Here is a 16,864-nt window from a genome sequence, read left to right as displayed (position 1 = left end):
CAGCTTGTCGCTGCCGCTCGCCGGTGCCGTTGTATCAGCCATAGTGCACCTTCCTCTCCACATAGCGGAACTGGATGGCGGTGAGCGCGATGACGATGATCATCAGGATCACCGACTGGGCGGCCGATTCGCCGAGGATCAGGTTGACGAAGCCGTCATTGTAGACCTTGTAGACCAGCGTTTCCGTCGACTTGCCGGGCCCGCCGCCGGTGACGGCATGGATGATGCCGAACGTGTCGAAGAAGGCGTAGGTGGTGTTGATGACCAGCAGGAAGAAGGTCGTGGGCGCCAGCAGCGGAAACACGATCGTCCAGAACCGCTTGACCTCCCGCGCGCCGTCGATGGCCGCCGCCTCGATCAGGCTCTTCGGGATCGCCTGAAGGCCGGCGACGAAGAACAGGAAATTGTAGCTGATCTGCTTCCATGCCGCCGCCGTCACCACCAGCACCATGGCGTCGGTGGAATTGAGCAGCGGATCCCACGCTATGCCGGCCTTGCGCATGAGCACGGCCAGCGTACCGATCGAGGGGTTGAACATGAACAGGAACAGCATGCCGGCAATGGCCGGCGCCACCGCATAGGGCCAGATCAAAAGGGTGCGGTAGAGACCACGGCTGCGCACTACCTTGTCGGCCATCACCGCCAGCAGCAAGGCCACGCCCATGGCAACGACGGCAGTGGCGACGGAGAAGATCACCGTCACATGCATCGCGTTCAGATAGGCGGGATCGGCCAGAACCTTTTTGAAATTGGCGAACCAGACGAAACGGGAGCGCAGGCCGAACGGGTCCTCCCGCAGCATAGACTGGTACAGCGCCTGTGCGGCAGGGAGATAGAAAAAGACCAGCGTGATGGCAAGCTGGGGCGCCAGCAGCAGATAGGGCAGGACGCGGTTGGGAAATACGACGCGCGGCGTCATGTCCATCTCCTCCGGCTTCTTTCGGTGCAAGCGGGACCATCGGAGCAGAAAGACCGGGTAGTTTCAAGCAGATGGTTCACGCAGGCGGACCCTTCTGTCGCAATGGCAGGCAATTCGGGACTTGCGCGGCAAGGGGGAAACGTTGCGCCATGATGGCGATATGGTCACGCAGAAAGCCGCGAACCCATGGAAAGACGGAGGGCCGGCAAGACGCCGGCCCTCCCTGATCCGGACACCAGCGCCTAGTTGGCGTTGGCTTCCTTGATGGCCGCATTGCCGCGCGTGACGGCAGCGTCGAGCGCCTGCTGCGCGGTCTGCTGGCCGGCGAGCATCTTCTCGAACTCCTCGTTCTGGATATCGCGCACCTGCGGCAGGTTGGCGAGACGAACGCCCTTGGAGTTCTCGGTCGGCGCCTTGCCCATCATCTGCAGGATCGGCGTTTCGCGGCCGGGGTTCTTCTCGTAGAAGTCCGACCCCTTGGTGGCTTCATAGGCCGCCAGCGTTACCGGCAGATAGCCGGACTGCTCGTGCAGGAACTGCTGCACATCGGTCTGCGACAGATAGTTGAAGAAGGCGGCAACGCCCTTGTACTGCTCGTCCGACTTGCCGGCCATCACCCACAGGCTGGCGCCGCCGGGCGTGGTGTTCTGCGGGCCCGCGCCGTCCTCGTCATAGGGGAGCTGGCCGATGCCGTAGTTCATGCCAGACTTGACGATGTCGCCAAGGCCGCCCGACGATTCGGTGAGAATGCCGCATTCGCCGGCGAGGAACAACTGCTTGGCCTCGGAGGTGCGGCCCCCATATTTGAATGTTCCGTCCTTGGCCAGATCGGCGATGGACTGGAAGTGGTTGACGTAGAGCGGAGCGTTGATTTTCAGCTCGACGTCGCCGCCGGCAAGGCCGTTCTCATTGGTGCCGTAGGAAATGTTGTTCCAGGCGGCGAAGTTCTCCAGATGGATCCAGGTCAGCCAGGTCGAGGTGTAACCGCAGGCAGCCGCACCGCTGGTCTTGATCTTCTTCGCCGCTTCGAAAACCTCGCCCCATGTCTTAGGCGGATTGTTCACGTCGAGGCCGGCTTTCTCGAACACATCCTTGTTGTAGTAGAGGATCGGCGAGGAAGAGTTATAGGGGAAGGACAGCATGGTGCCGTCGGGCTTCGAGTAGTAAGCGACGATGCCCGGCAGATACTGGCTCTTGTCGAATTTGAGGCCGGCGCCTTCCAGCACTTCGGCAACCGGGCGGATGGCGCCCTCGGCGGCCATCATGACGCCGGTGCCGACGTCGAAGACCTGAATGATGTCGGGGGCCTGACCGGCACGGAAGGCGGCGATGCCGGCATTCAGCGTCTCGGGATAGGTGCCCTTGAACACCGGAACGACCTCATAGTCGCTCTGGCTGGCGTTGAAGTCCTTGGCGATCTTGTCGACCACTTCGGCATTGGCGCCGGTCATGGCGTGCCACCAGCTTATCTGGGTGGCAGCGATGGCGGAGGCCGAGGAATAGAGGGTGAGTGCGGTTGCAAGACCTGCTGCAATACCCAGAAGCTTCATCTTCATCTCCCGATACATGATTGACCAAATGGAGTTCAGTTCCGCGGTCGGAAGTATGGGGCGAATATGACAGACAGACAACAGCGGCGTGTCGATATGATGAAAGCCGGTTAAGGAGCGTGGAAAACTCCGGCTTTACTTAACGTCATCCAGAGCGGTTTCGATGAACCTGACGGCATCTGGCGTAGACCACTCGGCCGGGCCGTTCATATGGGCAAGCAGGCAACCTTCATCATCGACCAGCACGGTGACGGGCAGGCCGAGCGCAAGGCCCTTCGCCTTCAGCTCGTTGAAAGCGCCCATGGAGTGGTCGCTGTAGTAGGCAAGACCGGACACCTTGATTTCATTGAGGAAGGCCTTCGGCTTTGCGTCGTCGCCGGTATCCACGTTGATGGCGACCACCTCGAAGCTGTCGCCACCCATTTTCTGCTGCAACTCGTCCAGGGCCGGCATTTCGGCACGACAGGGCGCGCACCACGTCGCCCACAGATTGACGAGCACGGTCTTGCCGGCATGGCCGGCAAGCGTAGCCGGCTTTCCATCCGGATCATTGAAGGCAAGACCGGCCAGCGATTGCGGCGGATCCGCCGGCAGCATGGCCGCGACGTGACCTGTCGCGGCAGCGGCCACCTTCTTCGCGCGCTCCGTTTTGGCAGCGCACACGCGATCCTGCGCGGCGATGGCGGCAGTTCCACCCGTTGCATTGTTGCCTTCAAGGCCGCCGCTGACATATACCGCGAGCGCGCCGGCTGCGGCACCGGCCAGGAGGGCCGCAAGAATCAGGCGCGTGGTGGGGAAAAGTTTTTTACCGTCTGCCATTTTTTCAACTGCTCCGGGCACGGGTTATAGAGATGAGCGACAAGAAGGCCAGCAACCAGATGTGGGGCGGACGATTTGCCTCGGGTCCCGCCGCGATCATGGAAGCGATCAACGCCTCCATCGGCTATGACCGCAAGCTCTACGCGCAGGATATAAGAGGTTCGATCGCCCATAGCGAGATGCTGGCCAAAACCGGCATTATTTCGGCAGACGACGGCAAGAGGATCGCCGATGGCCTCGCCGCCATCCGCAGCGAAATCGAGGCCGGAAAGTTCGAGTTCTCAACCAGGCTCGAAGACATCCACATGAACATCGAGGCGCGGCTGGCTGAATTGATCGGCCCGGCCGCCGGCCGGTTGCACACGGCGCGCTCGCGCAACGATCAGGTGGCCGTCGATTTCCGGCTGTGGGTGAAGGATGAGTTCCATCGCGTCGCCGAGGCGCTGAAAGGGTTGATCGCGGCATTCGTGGCACGCGCCGAAGAACATGCGGCCACCGTCATGCCCGGCTTCACCCACCTCCAGACCGCGCAACCGGTGACCTTCGGCCACCATTGCCTTGCCTATGCCGAGATGTTCGCGCGTGACCTGTCGCGGGTGCGCGACGCCATCGAACGCATGGACGAGAGCCCGCTCGGTGCGGCAGCGCTTGCCGGCACCGGCTTCCCCATCGACCGTCACATGACGGCGAAGGCGCTGGGCTTCCGCGAGCCGACCCGCAATTCGCTCGACAGCGTTTCCGACCGCGACTACGCGCTGGAGTTCCTGTCGGTCGCCTCGATCGCCGGCACCCATCTGTCGCGGCTGGCGGAGGAGATCGTCATCTGGTCGACGCCGCAATTCGGCTTCGTGCGCCTGTCCGATAGCTTCTCCACCGGCTCCTCGATCATGCCGCAGAAGAAGAATCCGGATGCGGCCGAGCTGGTGCGGGCCAAGACCGGGCGTCTCAACGGCCACCTGATCGGCCTGCTGACGGTGATGAAGGGCCTGCCGCTGACCTATTCCAAGGACATGCAGGAAGACAAGGAAGCCGTGTTCGATGCGGCCGAGACGCTCGACCTGATGCTGGCGGCGATGACCGGCATGGTCCGCGACCTGACGGTCAACGAAGCCGCGATGAAGCGCGCCGCCGGCTCCGGCTACTCCACCGCCACCGACCTTGCCGACTGGCTGGTGCGGGAACTGGGCATTCCCTTCCGCGAGGCACATCATGTCACCGGGCGTGCGGTGGCGCTGGCCGAAGAGAAGAAATGCGGCCTCGAGAAGCTGACGCTGGAGGATCTGAAGTCCATCCATGAGGGCATCACCGCCGATATCTTCTCCGTGCTGTCGGTGCAGAGTTCGGTGAAAAGCCGGCAGAGCTTCGGCGGCACCGCCCCCGCCGAGGTGCGCCGTCAGGTGCGTTACTGGAAAAAGCGACTGGCCAAGGCTTGAAGCCGGGTGCATTGATCGCCAAACTTGGATAGAACCCGGTCAAGGGTAATCACGGACGGATGAAACGATGACCGCAGGCAGACTGGTTACGATGCTGGCGCTGGTCGCCGCGATGGCGACTGTTTCAGCCTGCGGGCGCAAGTCTGGCCTCGACACACCCTATGAGGCAGCCGTCGAAGCCCGCAAGGAAGCGCAGCGCAACAAGGAGCCGCTGCCGCCGGAACCGCAGAAACCGGACAACGACAAGCCGTTCATCCTCGACAAGCTGATCTGATTTCCGGAAGCTCACCTTGAACCATTTTGAATATCGCGACGGCATTCTTCACGCCGAGGATGTTTCGATCCCGGCGATTGCGGCTGCGGTCGGCACACCGTTCTATTGCTATTCCACGGCAACGCTGACCCGTCATTTCAACGTGTTCAGCCAGGCTTTCGCCGGGCTCGACACGCTGGTTTGCTATGCGCTGAAGGCCAATTCCAATCAGGCCGTGCTGAAGACGCTGGCAAAGCTCGGCGCCGGAGCCGACACGGTCTCGGAAGGCGAGATCAGGCGCGCGCTTGCCGCCGGGATACCGGCCAGCAGGATCGTGTTCTCTGGCGTCGGCAAGAAGGCCGGCGAGATGGATTTCGCGCTTGAGGCAGGCATCTACTGCTTCAACGTGGAATCCGAGCCGGAGCTGGAGCTTCTTTCGCAACGCGCCATGGCGCTGGGCAAGGTGGCTCCCGTCTCGTTGCGCATCAACCCCGATGTCGATGCGCGTACCCACGCCAAGATCTCCACCGGCAAGTCGGAGAACAAGTTCGGCATTCCCATTTCCCGCGCCCGCGAGGCCTATGCCCGCGCAGCAGCCCTTCCCGCCATCAGGGTGAGCGGCGTCGATGCGCATATCGGCAGTCAGATCACCGACCTCCAGCCTTTCGACGACGCCTTCACTCTGATGGCGGAGTTGGTTAGCCAGCTCCGGGCAGACGGCCATGACCTCACCCATGTCGATATGGGCGGGGGACTTGGCGTTCCCTATCAGCACGACAATTCCCCGCCGCCGCTTCCCGTGGCCTATGCGGAGATCGTGCACAGGCATTTCGCCGATATCGGTGCCAGGCTGGTGTTCGAGCCGGGGCGGCTGATCGTCGGCAACGCCGGCATCCTCGTCACCGAGGTGATTTACCTCAAGGAAGCTGAAGCGAAGAATTTCCTGATCGTCGATGCGGGCATGAACGACCTGATCCGCCCGACGCTCTACGAAGCCTATCACGACATCCGCCCGGTGACGGAACCGGCCGCCGATGCCGAATGGCTGAAGGCCGACGTGGTCGGGCCGGTGTGCGAGACCGGCGATTATCTCGGCCTCGACCGCAACCTGCCGCGCATGGCACCGGGCAATCTGGTCGCCGTCTACACCGCCGGCGCCTATGGGGCGGTGCAGTCGGGCACCTACAACACCCGCCCCCTCATCCCGGAAGTTCTGGTCGATGGCGACCGCTTCGCCGTCGTGCGCAGACGCCAGACCTATGAAGAACTGATCGGCCTCGACACGCTGCCGGACTGGCTCTGAAAGGGGACCGGAACAGTGCGGGCCGCACTGCCGGAGAGGCGGCGATCCGATCACGTTTTCGGGAACCCGCCTCGCCTTCGCCGTCTTTGCTGGTAAACTCGGCAAGCTATCACTGGCAAAGAGGCCATGCCTTCGTGGCCGGCAGCGGAAAGGCCGATGACTGACCGTCCCGATGCAAGCACCCCTGCGAGACTGACCCCGGGATTACCGGGGCGTCTTATTCTGAGCCGCATGGGCACCCGCGCGGCCATGATCGCGGAGCGGTTCTGGCCGCTGGTGCTGCCGCTCGTTCTGGTCGCCGGGCTGTTCGTCAGCCTGTCTTGGTTCGGCCTCATGGCCCGCCTTTCCGACTGGCCGCGGGTCGCGGTGATGAGCGCGTTCGCCCTCGCCGCGCTGGTTGCGCTGTGGCCGCTGCGCTTATTCCGCGTGCCCTCGACCGCCGAAGTCGACCGCCGCATCGAAGCAGCGAACGGGCTTGCGCACAGTCCGTTGCGGGCGCTCACCGACCGGCCGAGCGGAACGCAGACGGCCTTCAGCGAAGCGCTGTGGCGCGAGCATCAGAAACGCATGGCCGGCCGGCTCGGCAATCTCGATGCCGCCCTGCCCGTTTCCAGAGTGCCGGATCGCGACCCATGGGGCCTTCGCGCCTTGGTGGCGCTGTTGCTGTTCGTATCCTACGCCTTTTCGCTCGGCCCCATGGGCGGCAGCCTTTCCGACGGTTTCCGCGCGACTGCCGTGCGTGAATCGCTGGCGGCGCGCATCGATGCCTGGGTGACGCCGCCTGCCTATACCGGCAAGGCGCCGATGTTCCTGAATGCGGACGCCAATCGCGCTGTTTCCCTGTTCACGGTGCCCGCCGCTAGCACGGTTTCGCTGCGCGTTACCGGCGGATCGGGCTCGGAGACGCTGAGCTTCATACCTGCCGACGGCAAGGAAGTGGCGATCGAGCCTGCTTCGCCGACGGCGGAAGACGGGAACCCCGGCCCGGCCGCCGAAGGCGTGAGGCAGTTTGCCGGAACGCTCGGTCAGTACGGTGAACTCGTTCTGCGCTCCGGGCGCAGCGAGGTCGCGCGCTGGACCTTCGCGGTCACGCCGGATACGCCGCCGACCATTCGCTTTGCAGGCGAGCCGAAGCGGGCCGCCAATGGCACGCTCGAACTGCAATACGAGATCGAGGACGATTACGGCGCGGCCTCCGCAGCAGTCGAGTTCAGGCGGGCCGAGCTGCCGGCAGCCGGTGCGCGTCCGCTCTATGACGAGCCGGAAATGGCGCTGAACCTGCCCCGGCGCGGCTCGAAAGCCAATACGGCGAAAACCTCGAAGAACCTCACCGAGCATGTCTGGGCCGGCCTGCCCGTCACGCTGACGCTGGCTGCCACCGACGACGCCGGACAGACAGGGCGCAGCGAGACCGTCACCATGGCGATGCCGGAAAGGACCTTCACCAATCCTCTGGCCCTTGCGGTGATCGAGCAGCGCCGGCTGCTTGGCCTCGACGCCAATGCGAAGCAGCGCGTGCTCGACCTGATGGATGCCGTGACCCTGCGCCCCGAGGACACGTTCGACAGCCCGACTGCCTATCTGGGCCTGATGAGCGCGCGCAGCCGGCTCCGGCTGGCGTCCGGCGACGATCAGCTTCGCGACGTGGTCTCCTATCTGTGGCAGGTGGCGCTCGGCATCGAGGACGGCAGCCTTTCGGATGCGGAACAGCGCCTGCGGCAGGCGCAGCAGGCCTTGCAGGATGCGCTGCAAAACGGAGCATCGGATGAGGAAATATCACGGCTGATGCAGGAACTGCGTCAGGCCATGAATGATTTCCTGCGCGAATTCGCCCAGCGCAACCAGAACCAGAACAATGCGCGGGCGCCGCAGAACGGGCAGGAGATGCGCCAAAGCGATCTCGACCGCATGATGGATCAGATCGAGAATCTGGCCCGCTCCGGCAACAGCGAACAGGCGCAGGAACTGCTGTCCCAGCTTCAGGAGATGATGAACAACCTCCAGATGGCCCAACCCGGCCAGCAGGGTCAGGGCCAGCAGGGCGACGAGTTCAGCCAGCAGATGAACAAGCTGGGCGAGATCATGCGCCGCCAGCAGGAGATGATGAACGAGACGTTCCGCATGGACCAGATGCAGCGCGGCGACAATGGCCGGATGGGAGACGACCAGCAGGAAGGGCTGGACGGCAACCAGAACCAGCAGGGACAGGGCGGCATGACGCCCGGGGAACTGGCTGACGCGCTCAGGCAGTTGCAGGAGGGGCAGGGCCAGCTCCAGAAAGACCTCCAACAGCTCGGCAAGGACCTCGAAGGCATGGGCATGCAGCCCAATGAAGGGCTTGGGCAGGCCGACAAATCCATGGGTCAGGCCGGCGAATCCCTCGGCGAAGGCGAAGGCGACCGGGCCGTAGGCCATCAGGGCCGGGCGCTGGAAGCCCTGCGTCAGGGCGCGCGCGACATGATGCAGCAATTGCAGGCCATGCAGGGCGAAGACGGCCAGCAGGGGCAGGGACGGCGCCAGCAAAGTGCGGACCGCGATCCGCTTGGACGGCCGCGCGGCACGCAGGGGCCGGACTTCGGCAATTCGGTGAAGGTGCCGGACGAGATCGACGTTCAGCGCGCCCGTGAAATCCTCGACGCCATCCGCAAGCGGCTCGGAGAAGCGATGTCTCCGGAGGTCGAGCGCAGCTATCTGGAAAGATTGCTGGAACTGAAGTGATCAGGCGGCGCGGGTCAGCTCGACGCAAAGCGCTGCTTCGACCCGGCTGCGGATTTCCGCCAGCGAAAACGGCTTGTTGACGACATCGATGATGACGCTGCTGAGGTCGTCGGCTCGCTCGCGCTGGTCGGCATAGCCGGTCATCAGCAGGATGCGAAGGCCGGGACAGGCCCGGGCAGCACACATCGCCATTTCGATGCCGTCCATCTCCGGCATGCGGATATCGGACACGACGAGATCGTAATCGCTGTCGGCAGCGCAGATCATGTCCAGTCCCTGCGCCCCATCTGCGGCGACATGAATCTGGTGCCCGGCGCGTTCCAGCGCACGGGAGACGAACATACGGACGGACTCATCGTCCTCAACGATCAGAAGCTTTGCCATGGGCAGGACTCTGACCACCAAAAGTTAATTTTGCCGAATCCGGCATGGTAAGAAAAAGGTTACGCGTCGCCCTTCACGATTCCGACGAAAGGCAGTTCGCGGAAAGCGTGGCCGACATCCATTCCGTAACCGACGACGAAGTGGTCAGGACAGTCGAAGCCGACATAATCGGCTTCCAGATCGATCTGGCGGCGCATGCGCTTGTCGAGCAGAACGGCGAGCGAACAGCTCTTCGCGCCGCGCGACAGCATCAGGTTGCGCGCGAATTGCAGCGTCTTGCCGGACTCCAGAATATCGTCGATCAGCAGCACGTCGCGCCCGGCAACTTCATTGTCGATGTCGCGCAGAACGCGCACCTGACCGCTTTCCGTGCCCGCGCCATAGGAGGAGATGAAGATGAACTCCACCTCCGGGGCGAGCCCCGCATCATGCATGGCGCGAATCAGATCGGCGGCGAAGATGAAGGACCCCTTCAGGATCGAAATCACCAGAAGGTCGTTGTATTCGCGACCCGCTATGTCCTTGGCGAGCTCAAGGTTGCGGCGGGCGATCGCCGAAGCCGAGAACAGGACTTCAATGTCCTTGCCGCGCACGATTGGCATTTGGCGATACTCCCGCTGGGTGCTTTCTGGCTCTGTACTATCCGGTAAAGGCCACGGATACGGATTTCACTCCGCTTCTAGGCACCTCGACCCGCCCGGAAAAGCTGAATCTTTCGCCCGGGGCCAGCGAGCGCCCGGATGTCCCCAGCCTGTAGCGGGTGATGCGCCCGTCCTCGCCGGTGACGCGGATCTCCAGCGGCGGCACTTCCGTAGCACCTGCACCGTCATTTCCTGCTTCGCCATCGACGAGGAGAAGCGGCCGGGCACCCGAATCATCGACCCTTGACGTGACGGCGGAGATCGAAAGTGCTGTCTGCGGCGCATCACTGAACATCTCCATGTCCATGACCAGCGCATGCCCGCCGCCGATCCAGAATGCGGTGCCGGCGATCAGAATTCCCGCCAGCCAGAACGCCGGCCCGCCACGCGTGGAAAAGGGTCGGGCATGCGATTGCCTGTCCTTGCGCAGCACCGCCATACCCTGCATTTGCGCGGGTTGCAGCCCGGTGGCCGCGCTGCAGTCCTTCGCGGTGGCATCATGATGAGGGGCGCGGTGAGGCTGGTCGGACAAGGTGACGAAATCGGCATCCACGATGTCGTGCGAAAGCCCCCCCGGCAGAGGGCGCATGCCTCGCGCGTCACCTTCGTCCGGGCCGGTCATGATTTCGCCGGAAACCGGTCGTGCCATCGTCTGGGCGGCCATGCTGGTCCCCGTTCGCACTCTCGTTTTCTTCTGGTAGACGAAGAATGGTTAATGCTTCGCGACCCGAAGCCACAGACGGGTAGGGATTGTGCCGGAATTTAACTTGCTGTTAACCACGCCTGACGATTTTCGCCGTGAGGAAACGGTCGGTGCTTCGCCCGTTCAGCATTCAGGTCGTTCAACGTGATCCGCTTCGAAAATGTCGGCCTGCGCTATGGCATGGGTCCGGAAATTCTCCGCGATATCTCCCTGCACATACCGGCGGGGTCCTTCCAGTTTCTGAGCGGGCCTTCCGGTGCCGGCAAGACCACGCTTTTGCGCCTTCTGTTCATGTCGCTGCGGCCGACGCGCGGGCTCATCACCATCTTCGGCAAGGACCGCGCCCGCATCTCGCGCGCCGAACTGCCGCTACTGCGCCGCCGCATCGGTATCGTTTTCCAGGACTTCCGCCTGCTCGACCACATGACCACTTATGAAAATGTGGCCCTGCCGCTGCGCGTGCGCGGCCGCGAGGAAGCCAGCTACCGCACCGATGTGATCGAATTGCTGAAATGGGTGGGTCTGGGCGAGCGCATGCATGTGCTGCCGCCGGTGCTGTCGGGTGGCGAGAAGCAGCGCGCGGCGATCGCGCGCGCGCTCATCGAGCAGCCCGAAATCCTGCTTGCCGATGAGCCGACCGGCAATGTCGACCCCCAGCTTGCCCGCCGACTGCTCAGGCTGTTCATCGAGCTGAACCGGCTGGGCACAGCCGTGGTCATAGCCACTCATGATCTGGCGCTGATGGATCAGGTCGATGCCCGCCGCCTGATTCTCGCCAATGGAAGGCTGGACATCTATGATTAACGCTCCTCAGCCTCGGCCGGATGAAGAAGAAGGATTCGAGCGCCCCGCGCCGCCCGAGCGCGCGCCGCGCAAGACCGCACCCATCGTACCGGCGCAGAACATTGCCGGCCGCGCGCTCGTCGTGGTCATCGCCATCATGACTTTCCTGTCCTGCGTCACCTTCGGTGCGGTCACGCTGGTGCGCGATACGGCATCGGTGTGGGAAAACCAGATCTCGCGTGAGGCGACGATCCAGATCAAGCCCGCTGAGGGCCTCGACATGGAGATCGCACTTGCCACCGCCGCCGGCCTCGCCACCGAATTCGATGGCGTGAAAGGCACGCGCATCATCGACAGTGCCGCCACCATGCGCCTGCTGGAGCCATGGCTGGGGTCGGGCTTCGACATCGGGCGGCTTCCGGTGCCGCGCCTCATCATCGTCACCATCAACGAGGACAGCCCGCCCGATTTCAAGGACATGCGCGAGGCCATCACAACCGCCGTGCCCAGCGCCACGCTGGACGATCACCGCACATGGGTCGACCGGCTCGTCGCCATGGCTCATACGACGGTGACCATCGGCATTGCCGTGCTTGGTCTGATGCTGTCGGCAACGGTGATGACCGTTGTTTTCGCCACACGCGGCGCCATGGCCGGCAACGGTCACATCATCGAGGTTCTGCACTTCGTCGGCGCAGAGGCGCAGTTCATCGCGCGCCAGTTCCGCACCCGCTTCCTGTTCACCGGCATGAAGGGCGCTGCGGCCGGCGGGGTCGCGGCCATCGTCGTCTTCATCCTGTTCTCATGGTGGTCTTCGCGCAACATGGCCACGCCGCAGGGCGATCAGGCCGCAGCCCTGTTCGGCAATTTCGCCATCGGCTCTGCCGGCTATCTGGGCGTTCTGATGATGGTCATCGTTATCGGCGCGCTTACGGCAGCCACCTCTCATGCCACGGTCGTCGCCTATCTCAGCGACCTCGAAGGAGGACAGACGGATGGCGGCTGAGGAAGATCACAAACCGAAATAATCGGTAATGCAATGTGTGACGGTGGCTCCGTCAAAGCGCGCGAATCACGGTTTACCATACAGGCATGATTGGGAAGGAACTGGGTGTGATGGCCGATATGGTGCCAGCATCGCGCATAGGCGCGCGGGGTCGCGTGCGCCATGCCGTGCGCATTGCGGCCATACTCATGCTTGGTTTCGCGACCTGTTTTCTGGCCGGCTTTGGCTGGTTTTCAAGCCATGTCAGCCGCCTCAGCACACCGGCCGACCCGCAGGCAGCCGACGCCATCATCGTTCTCACCGGTGGCCAGGCACGCCTCGATGCGGCGATGGCGCTGCTCGCATCCGGTAAGGGGGAGCGGCTACTGATCAGCGGGGTTCACCCTGCCGCGAGCCGCAAGCAGCTTCAGATTGCCATGGGTGGCGACAGCGCCCTGTTCGACTGCTGCGTCGACATCGACCGCGCCGCGCTTGATACGATCGGCAATGCCGAGGAAAGCGCCAAATGGGTCGAGGAGCATGGCTATGGCAGCATCATCATCGTAACCAACAACTACCATATGCCGCGCAGCCTTCTGGAAATGGGGCGCCTGCTGCGCGATGCCCGGCTGGAGCCTTATCCGGTCGTGAACTCCAAGCTCGATGATGGCCGCTGGCTGGTGAAGCCACAGGCGCTCAGGGTGCTGTTCACGGAATACAACAAGTATCTGGTCGCGCTGGTGCGCAGCGTGCTGCCATTGCGGCTGCAGCATGGCGGCTTGTCGCTGGCGGATGCTTCCCTGAAGGAATGACCTGAGCCTCTGCTGGCTGTTTCCTTTTTCTGCGCAGCTGGTGTAACGAAGGCGCCTGTTTCCGCGCATTCATGCAGGTGCGGGCGCGAGGGCACCATCTTGCCTTTCCCGAACTGCTCAGATTACGGGCTTGCTCCGCCTATGCTTCAACTTCGCTCGCTGGCTTTCAATGCCGCCTTCTATGCCAGCCTGATCTTCCAGATGTTCTTCTGGGCGCCGTTCTATTTTCTGGCGCCGCGCCACAGAGCCTGGCTGGTGCCGAGGTTCTGGTCGCGTTCGAGCATGTGGCTCTACGAAAAGATCGCGCACACGCGCAGCGAGATCACCGGACAGGAGAACCTGCCGGAAGGGTCCTTCATTCTGGCCCCCAAACACCAGTCCTTCTGGGACACGATCGCGTTCTTTCCCTATCTGAAAGACCCGATCTACATTCTCAAGCGCGAGCTGATGTGGATTCCCTTCTTCGGCTGGTATCTGCTCAAGATGCGCATGATCCCGGTCAACCGCGGCAGCCGCGCCAAGGCGCTCAAGGCGGTGTCCAGGGCAACGAAAGCCGAAATGGAGCGCAATCCGCGCCAGCTTATCATCTATCCCGAAGGCACAAGGCGCGCGCCGGGCGACACGCCGAACTACAAATGGGGCATCGTCGAGCTCTACACCCAGCTTGGCGTTCCGGTCGTACCCGTCGCCCATGTGGCCGGGCTCTACTGGCCGCGCCGCAAATTCCTGCGCTTTCCCGGAACCATCAAGGGGCGTTTCCTCAAGCCCATTCCGCCGGGGCTCGACCGGGACGAATTCATGCGCCGCCTGATTACCGAGACGGAAGCGGCCTGCGATGAACTGCTCATCGAGGCAGCCACGGCACCAAATGCGCCGCCCCTGCCGCCAACGGCCGTCAAACGGCTGAAGGAACTCGGCGTTACAATCCCCTGATTAAAAAAGAGGCGCAGCCGAAGCCGCGCCCCTTCCAGAGGCATCTCGCATAAGCGCAGACCGCTCAGAGCCTGACGGTGCGCAATCTCAGCGCATTGGCGATTACCGAGACCGACGACAGGCTCATGGCGGCTGCGGCCAGCATCGGCGACAGCAGCGTGCCGGTGACCGGATAAAGCACGCCGGCTGCCACCGGAACGCCGAGCGCGTTGTAGAGGAAGGCGAAGAACAGGTTCTGCCTGATGTTCGACAGCGTCTTCTCAGCCAGATGGCGCGCCCGCACGATGCCGGTGAGGTCGCCCTTGACCAGCGTGATGCCGGCACTTTCCAGCGCCACGTCGGCGCCGGTGCCCATGGCGATGCCGACATCGGCGGCGGCAAGGGCCGGCGCATCGTTGATGCCATCGCCGGCCATGGCCACGACCGCGCCCCTGCCCTTCAGCTCCGCCACCAGATCGGCCTTGGCCTGCGGCAGCATGCCGGCGCGGATTTCGGAGATGCCGAGCTTTGCGGCGATCGCCTTTGCCGTGCGCTCATTGTCACCCGTGGCCATGACGATGCGCATGCCGGAGCGGGTCAACTCGCGCAGCGCCTCGGCGGCGGTCGGCTTGATCGGGTCGGAGACGGCAACCACACCGGCCGGCTTGCCGTCCACGGCGACGAGGATGGCCGAGCGGCCGTTTTCGCGCAGCACATCGGCATGCTGCGAGATCAGGGCCGCATCGATGCCATGCTCCTGCATGAACAGCGCGTTGCCGAGCACCAGCCTGCGCCCGTCGACCGTACCGGAAACGCCCTTGCCGTTGACCGCCTCGAAATCGCCGGCGGCCGGAATGGCCAGACCGCGTGCCTTTGCACCGGCAACGATGGCCTCGGCCAGCGGGTGTTCGGATCCCTGCTCGATGGAAGCCGCCAGCGCCAGCACCTCGTTTTCGTCAAAGCCTTTTTCGGCGCGCACGTCGCTCAGTTCCGGCCTGCCTTCCGTCAGCGTGCCGGTCTTGTCGACGATAAGCGTGTCGACTTCCGCCAGCCGCTCAAGTGCCGCCGCCTCGCGGATCAGCACGCCGGCCTGCGCGCCGCGCCCCGTGGCGGTCATGATCGACATCGGCGTCGCCAGACCGAGCGCGCAGGGGCAGGCGATGATGAGCACCGACACCGCCGAGACGATGGCGTAGACGAGGCGCGGCTCGGGGCCGAACACCATCCATGCGGCGAAGGCCAGAATGGCGATCAGAACCACCGTCGGCACGAACCAGCCGGATACGCGGTCGGCGAGGCTCTGGATCGGCGCGCGGCTGCGCTGCGCCTTGGCGACCAGTTCCACGATGCGCGACAGCGTCGTCTCCGACCCCACCTTCTCGGCGTGCATGACCAGCGTGCCGTTGCGGTTCAGCGTGCCGCCGATGAGGCTGTCGCCTTCGCCCTTCTCGACGGGAATCGGCTCGCCGGTGATCATCGATTCGTCGATGGTCGAGCGGCCCTGCTCGACGATGCCGTCGACCGGAACCGCCTCACCCGGACGGATGCGCAGGCGCTCGCCGGCCTTCACCTCTGCCAGCGGCACGTCTTGTTCAGAACCGTCGGCGTTCACCCGCCTTGCGGTCTTGGGTGCCAGATCGAGCAGGGCGCGAATGGCCGAACCGGTCTTCTCACGCGCCTTCAGTTCCAGAACCTGCCCGAGGAAGACCAGCGCGATGATGACGGCGGATGCCTCGAAATAGACCGGCACCGCGTCGCCATGGCCGCGCACCTCATGTGGGAACAGATCCGGGAACAGCATCGCCACGACGCTGTAGAGATAGGCAGCCGAAACGCCGATCGAGATCAGCGTCCACATGTTGGGGCTGCGGTTGCGGATCGACGCCCACCCGCGCCTGAAGAAAGGATAGGCCGCCCACAGCACGACCGGTGTCGCCAGCGCGAACTCTGCCCACACGGCAACCCTTTCGCCAAGCCAGTCGCGCACCGGCAGGCCGATCATCGGGCCCATCGAGATGATCATCAGCGGAATGGCCAGCGACAGGCTGACCCAGAAACGCCGCGTGAAATCGATGAGCTCCGGATTCGGCCCCTCGTTGCCGGTCGGCACGCCCATGGGCTCCAGCGCCATGCCGCAGATCGGGCAATCGCCGGGCTCGTCGCGGATGATCTCGGGGTCCATTGGGCAGGTGTATCTGGTGCCTTGCGGCATCGGCTCTGGCGCCGGGCGATCGCCCAGATATTTTTCGGGCTCCGCCTCGAATTTCTCCAGGCAGCGCGCCGAGCAGAAATAGTATTTCTCGCCCTGATGGCGCAGGAAATGGCGGGCGCTGGCGCGGTCCACATTCATGCCGCAGACGGGGTCTTTCGCGGTCAGGTAGCTTTCGGGATCGGCGGCGAATTTGGTGCGGCAGCCTTCACAGCAGAAATGATAGGTATGGCCTGCATGTTCATGGCTGGGCTTGCCCGCCTGAGGGTCCACCGTCATGCCGCAGACAGGATCGCGCACGACCGTTTGCGTCTGCGCCGGTGCGGATCCCGAGCAGCAGGAGCCGCCCTTCTTATGGACGTGATCGCCATGATTGTGGCTGTGATTATGCGTGTGGTCGGAATGTGCCATGACCGCCTCTTTCAACTGCTTTGGCCTGA

At 63.6% G+C, this 16,864-nt stretch carries 15 protein-coding genes; 8 read left to right on the top strand and 7 right to left on the bottom strand.

Going from position 1 to position 16,864, the window contains the following annotated elements; translation table 11 throughout:
• Positions 1–34: 34 nt before the first annotated feature.
• The 3 genes from ugpA to tlpA all read right to left on the bottom strand — a co-directional run bounded on the left by ugpA (position 35) and on the right by tlpA (position 3,288).
• Positions 35–919: a sn-glycerol-3-phosphate ABC transporter permease UgpA gene (ugpA, locus tag AC5XE7_RS08485; protein WP_239800197.1), complete on the bottom strand. Its 885-nt coding sequence runs from the start codon at positions 917–919 to the stop codon at positions 35–37.
• A gap of 242 nt (positions 920–1,161) precedes the next feature.
• Positions 1,162–2,469: a sn-glycerol-3-phosphate ABC transporter substrate-binding protein UgpB gene (gene ugpB / locus AC5XE7_RS08480; protein WP_183826333.1), complete on the bottom strand. Its 1,308-nt coding sequence runs from the start codon at positions 2,467–2,469 to the stop codon at positions 1,162–1,164.
• Between the two features lie 135 nt (positions 2,470–2,604).
• Entirely contained in the window at positions 2,605–3,288 is a 684-nt protein-coding gene (gene tlpA, locus AC5XE7_RS08475; RefSeq protein WP_287947391.1) for a thiol:disulfide interchange protein TlpA, read from the bottom strand.
• Between the two features lie 32 nt (positions 3,289–3,320).
• Here tlpA and argH point away from each other — a divergent pair, with 32 nt between their 5' ends.
• The 4 genes from argH (at position 3,321) to AC5XE7_RS08455 (ending at position 8,995) form a co-directional block, all read left to right on the top strand.
• On the top strand, positions 3,321–4,721 hold the full coding sequence (argH, locus tag AC5XE7_RS08470) for an argininosuccinate lyase (RefSeq protein ID WP_495365655.1): 1,401 nt from the start codon (positions 3,321–3,323) through the stop codon (positions 4,719–4,721).
• Between the two features lie 67 nt (positions 4,722–4,788).
• Complete coding sequence (locus tag AC5XE7_RS08465) at positions 4,789–4,995, top strand: lipoprotein (RefSeq protein ID WP_239800194.1); 207 nt, start codon at positions 4,789–4,791, stop codon at positions 4,993–4,995.
• 16 nt (positions 4,996–5,011) lie between these two features.
• Positions 5,012–6,277, top strand: coding sequence for a diaminopimelate decarboxylase (gene lysA / locus AC5XE7_RS08460; protein ID WP_495365654.1), 1,266 nt, complete (start codon positions 5,012–5,014; stop codon positions 6,275–6,277).
• Positions 6,278–6,433: 156 nt separating this feature from the next.
• Positions 6,434–8,995 carry a TIGR02302 family protein gene (locus AC5XE7_RS08455; protein WP_495365653.1) on the top strand — a complete coding sequence of 854 codons (2,562 nt, stop codon included), beginning with the start codon at positions 6,434–6,436 and terminating at the stop codon, positions 8,993–8,995.
• On the opposite strand, the gene AC5XE7_RS08450 is transcribed toward AC5XE7_RS08455, so the two are convergent.
• From AC5XE7_RS08450 to AC5XE7_RS08440, 3 genes are read right to left on the bottom strand one after another with little or no spacing between them, the layout of a single operon-like run.
• Positions 8,996–9,379, bottom strand: coding sequence for a response regulator (locus AC5XE7_RS08450; protein ID WP_183826315.1), 384 nt, complete (start codon positions 9,377–9,379; stop codon positions 8,996–8,998). It lies immediately after the preceding gene.
• A gap of 59 nt (positions 9,380–9,438) precedes the next feature.
• Positions 9,439–9,981, bottom strand: a complete 543-nt coding sequence (hpt, locus tag AC5XE7_RS08445) for a hypoxanthine phosphoribosyltransferase (RefSeq protein WP_183826313.1) — start codon at positions 9,979–9,981, stop codon at positions 9,439–9,441.
• Between the two features lie 37 nt (positions 9,982–10,018).
• Positions 10,019–10,684 carry a hypothetical protein gene (locus tag AC5XE7_RS08440; protein WP_495365652.1) on the bottom strand — a complete coding sequence of 222 codons (666 nt, stop codon included), beginning with the start codon at positions 10,682–10,684 and terminating at the stop codon, positions 10,019–10,021.
• A gap of 183 nt (positions 10,685–10,867) precedes the next feature.
• Here AC5XE7_RS08440 and ftsE point away from each other — a divergent pair, with 183 nt between their 5' ends.
• From ftsE to AC5XE7_RS08420, 4 genes are all read left to right on the top strand, one after another.
• The gene (gene ftsE, locus AC5XE7_RS08435) at positions 10,868–11,527 is read left to right on the top strand and encodes a cell division ATP-binding protein FtsE (protein WP_183826308.1); all 660 of its coding nucleotides are present in this window, start codon (positions 10,868–10,870) and stop codon (positions 11,525–11,527) included.
• Entirely contained in the window at positions 11,520–12,512 is a 993-nt protein-coding gene (locus tag AC5XE7_RS08430; RefSeq protein ID WP_495365651.1) for a cell division protein FtsX, read from the top strand. The genes ftsE and AC5XE7_RS08430 overlap by 8 nt, the downstream gene beginning before the upstream one ends.
• A gap of 110 nt (positions 12,513–12,622) precedes the next feature.
• Entirely contained in the window at positions 12,623–13,303 is a 681-nt protein-coding gene (locus AC5XE7_RS08425; RefSeq protein WP_495365650.1) for a YdcF family protein, read from the top strand.
• A 141-nt stretch (positions 13,304–13,444) separates the two neighbouring features.
• Positions 13,445–14,236: a lysophospholipid acyltransferase family protein gene (locus tag AC5XE7_RS08420; protein ID WP_239800189.1), complete on the top strand. Its 792-nt coding sequence runs from the start codon at positions 13,445–13,447 to the stop codon at positions 14,234–14,236.
• Positions 14,237–14,300: 64 nt separating this feature from the next.
• Here AC5XE7_RS08420 and AC5XE7_RS08415 read toward each other — a convergent pair whose 3' ends face one another.
• Positions 14,301–16,835 carry a heavy metal translocating P-type ATPase gene (locus tag AC5XE7_RS08415; protein WP_495365649.1) on the bottom strand — a complete coding sequence of 845 codons (2,535 nt, stop codon included), beginning with the start codon at positions 16,833–16,835 and terminating at the stop codon, positions 14,301–14,303.
• Positions 16,836–16,864: the final 29 nt, after the last annotated feature.

It is taken from the genome of Aquamicrobium sp. YD-1-mutant5 (assembly GCF_059509755.1).
The sequence above is the reverse complement of the archived record's forward strand: the minus strand, read 5'-3'. Positions and strand labels throughout refer to the sequence as shown.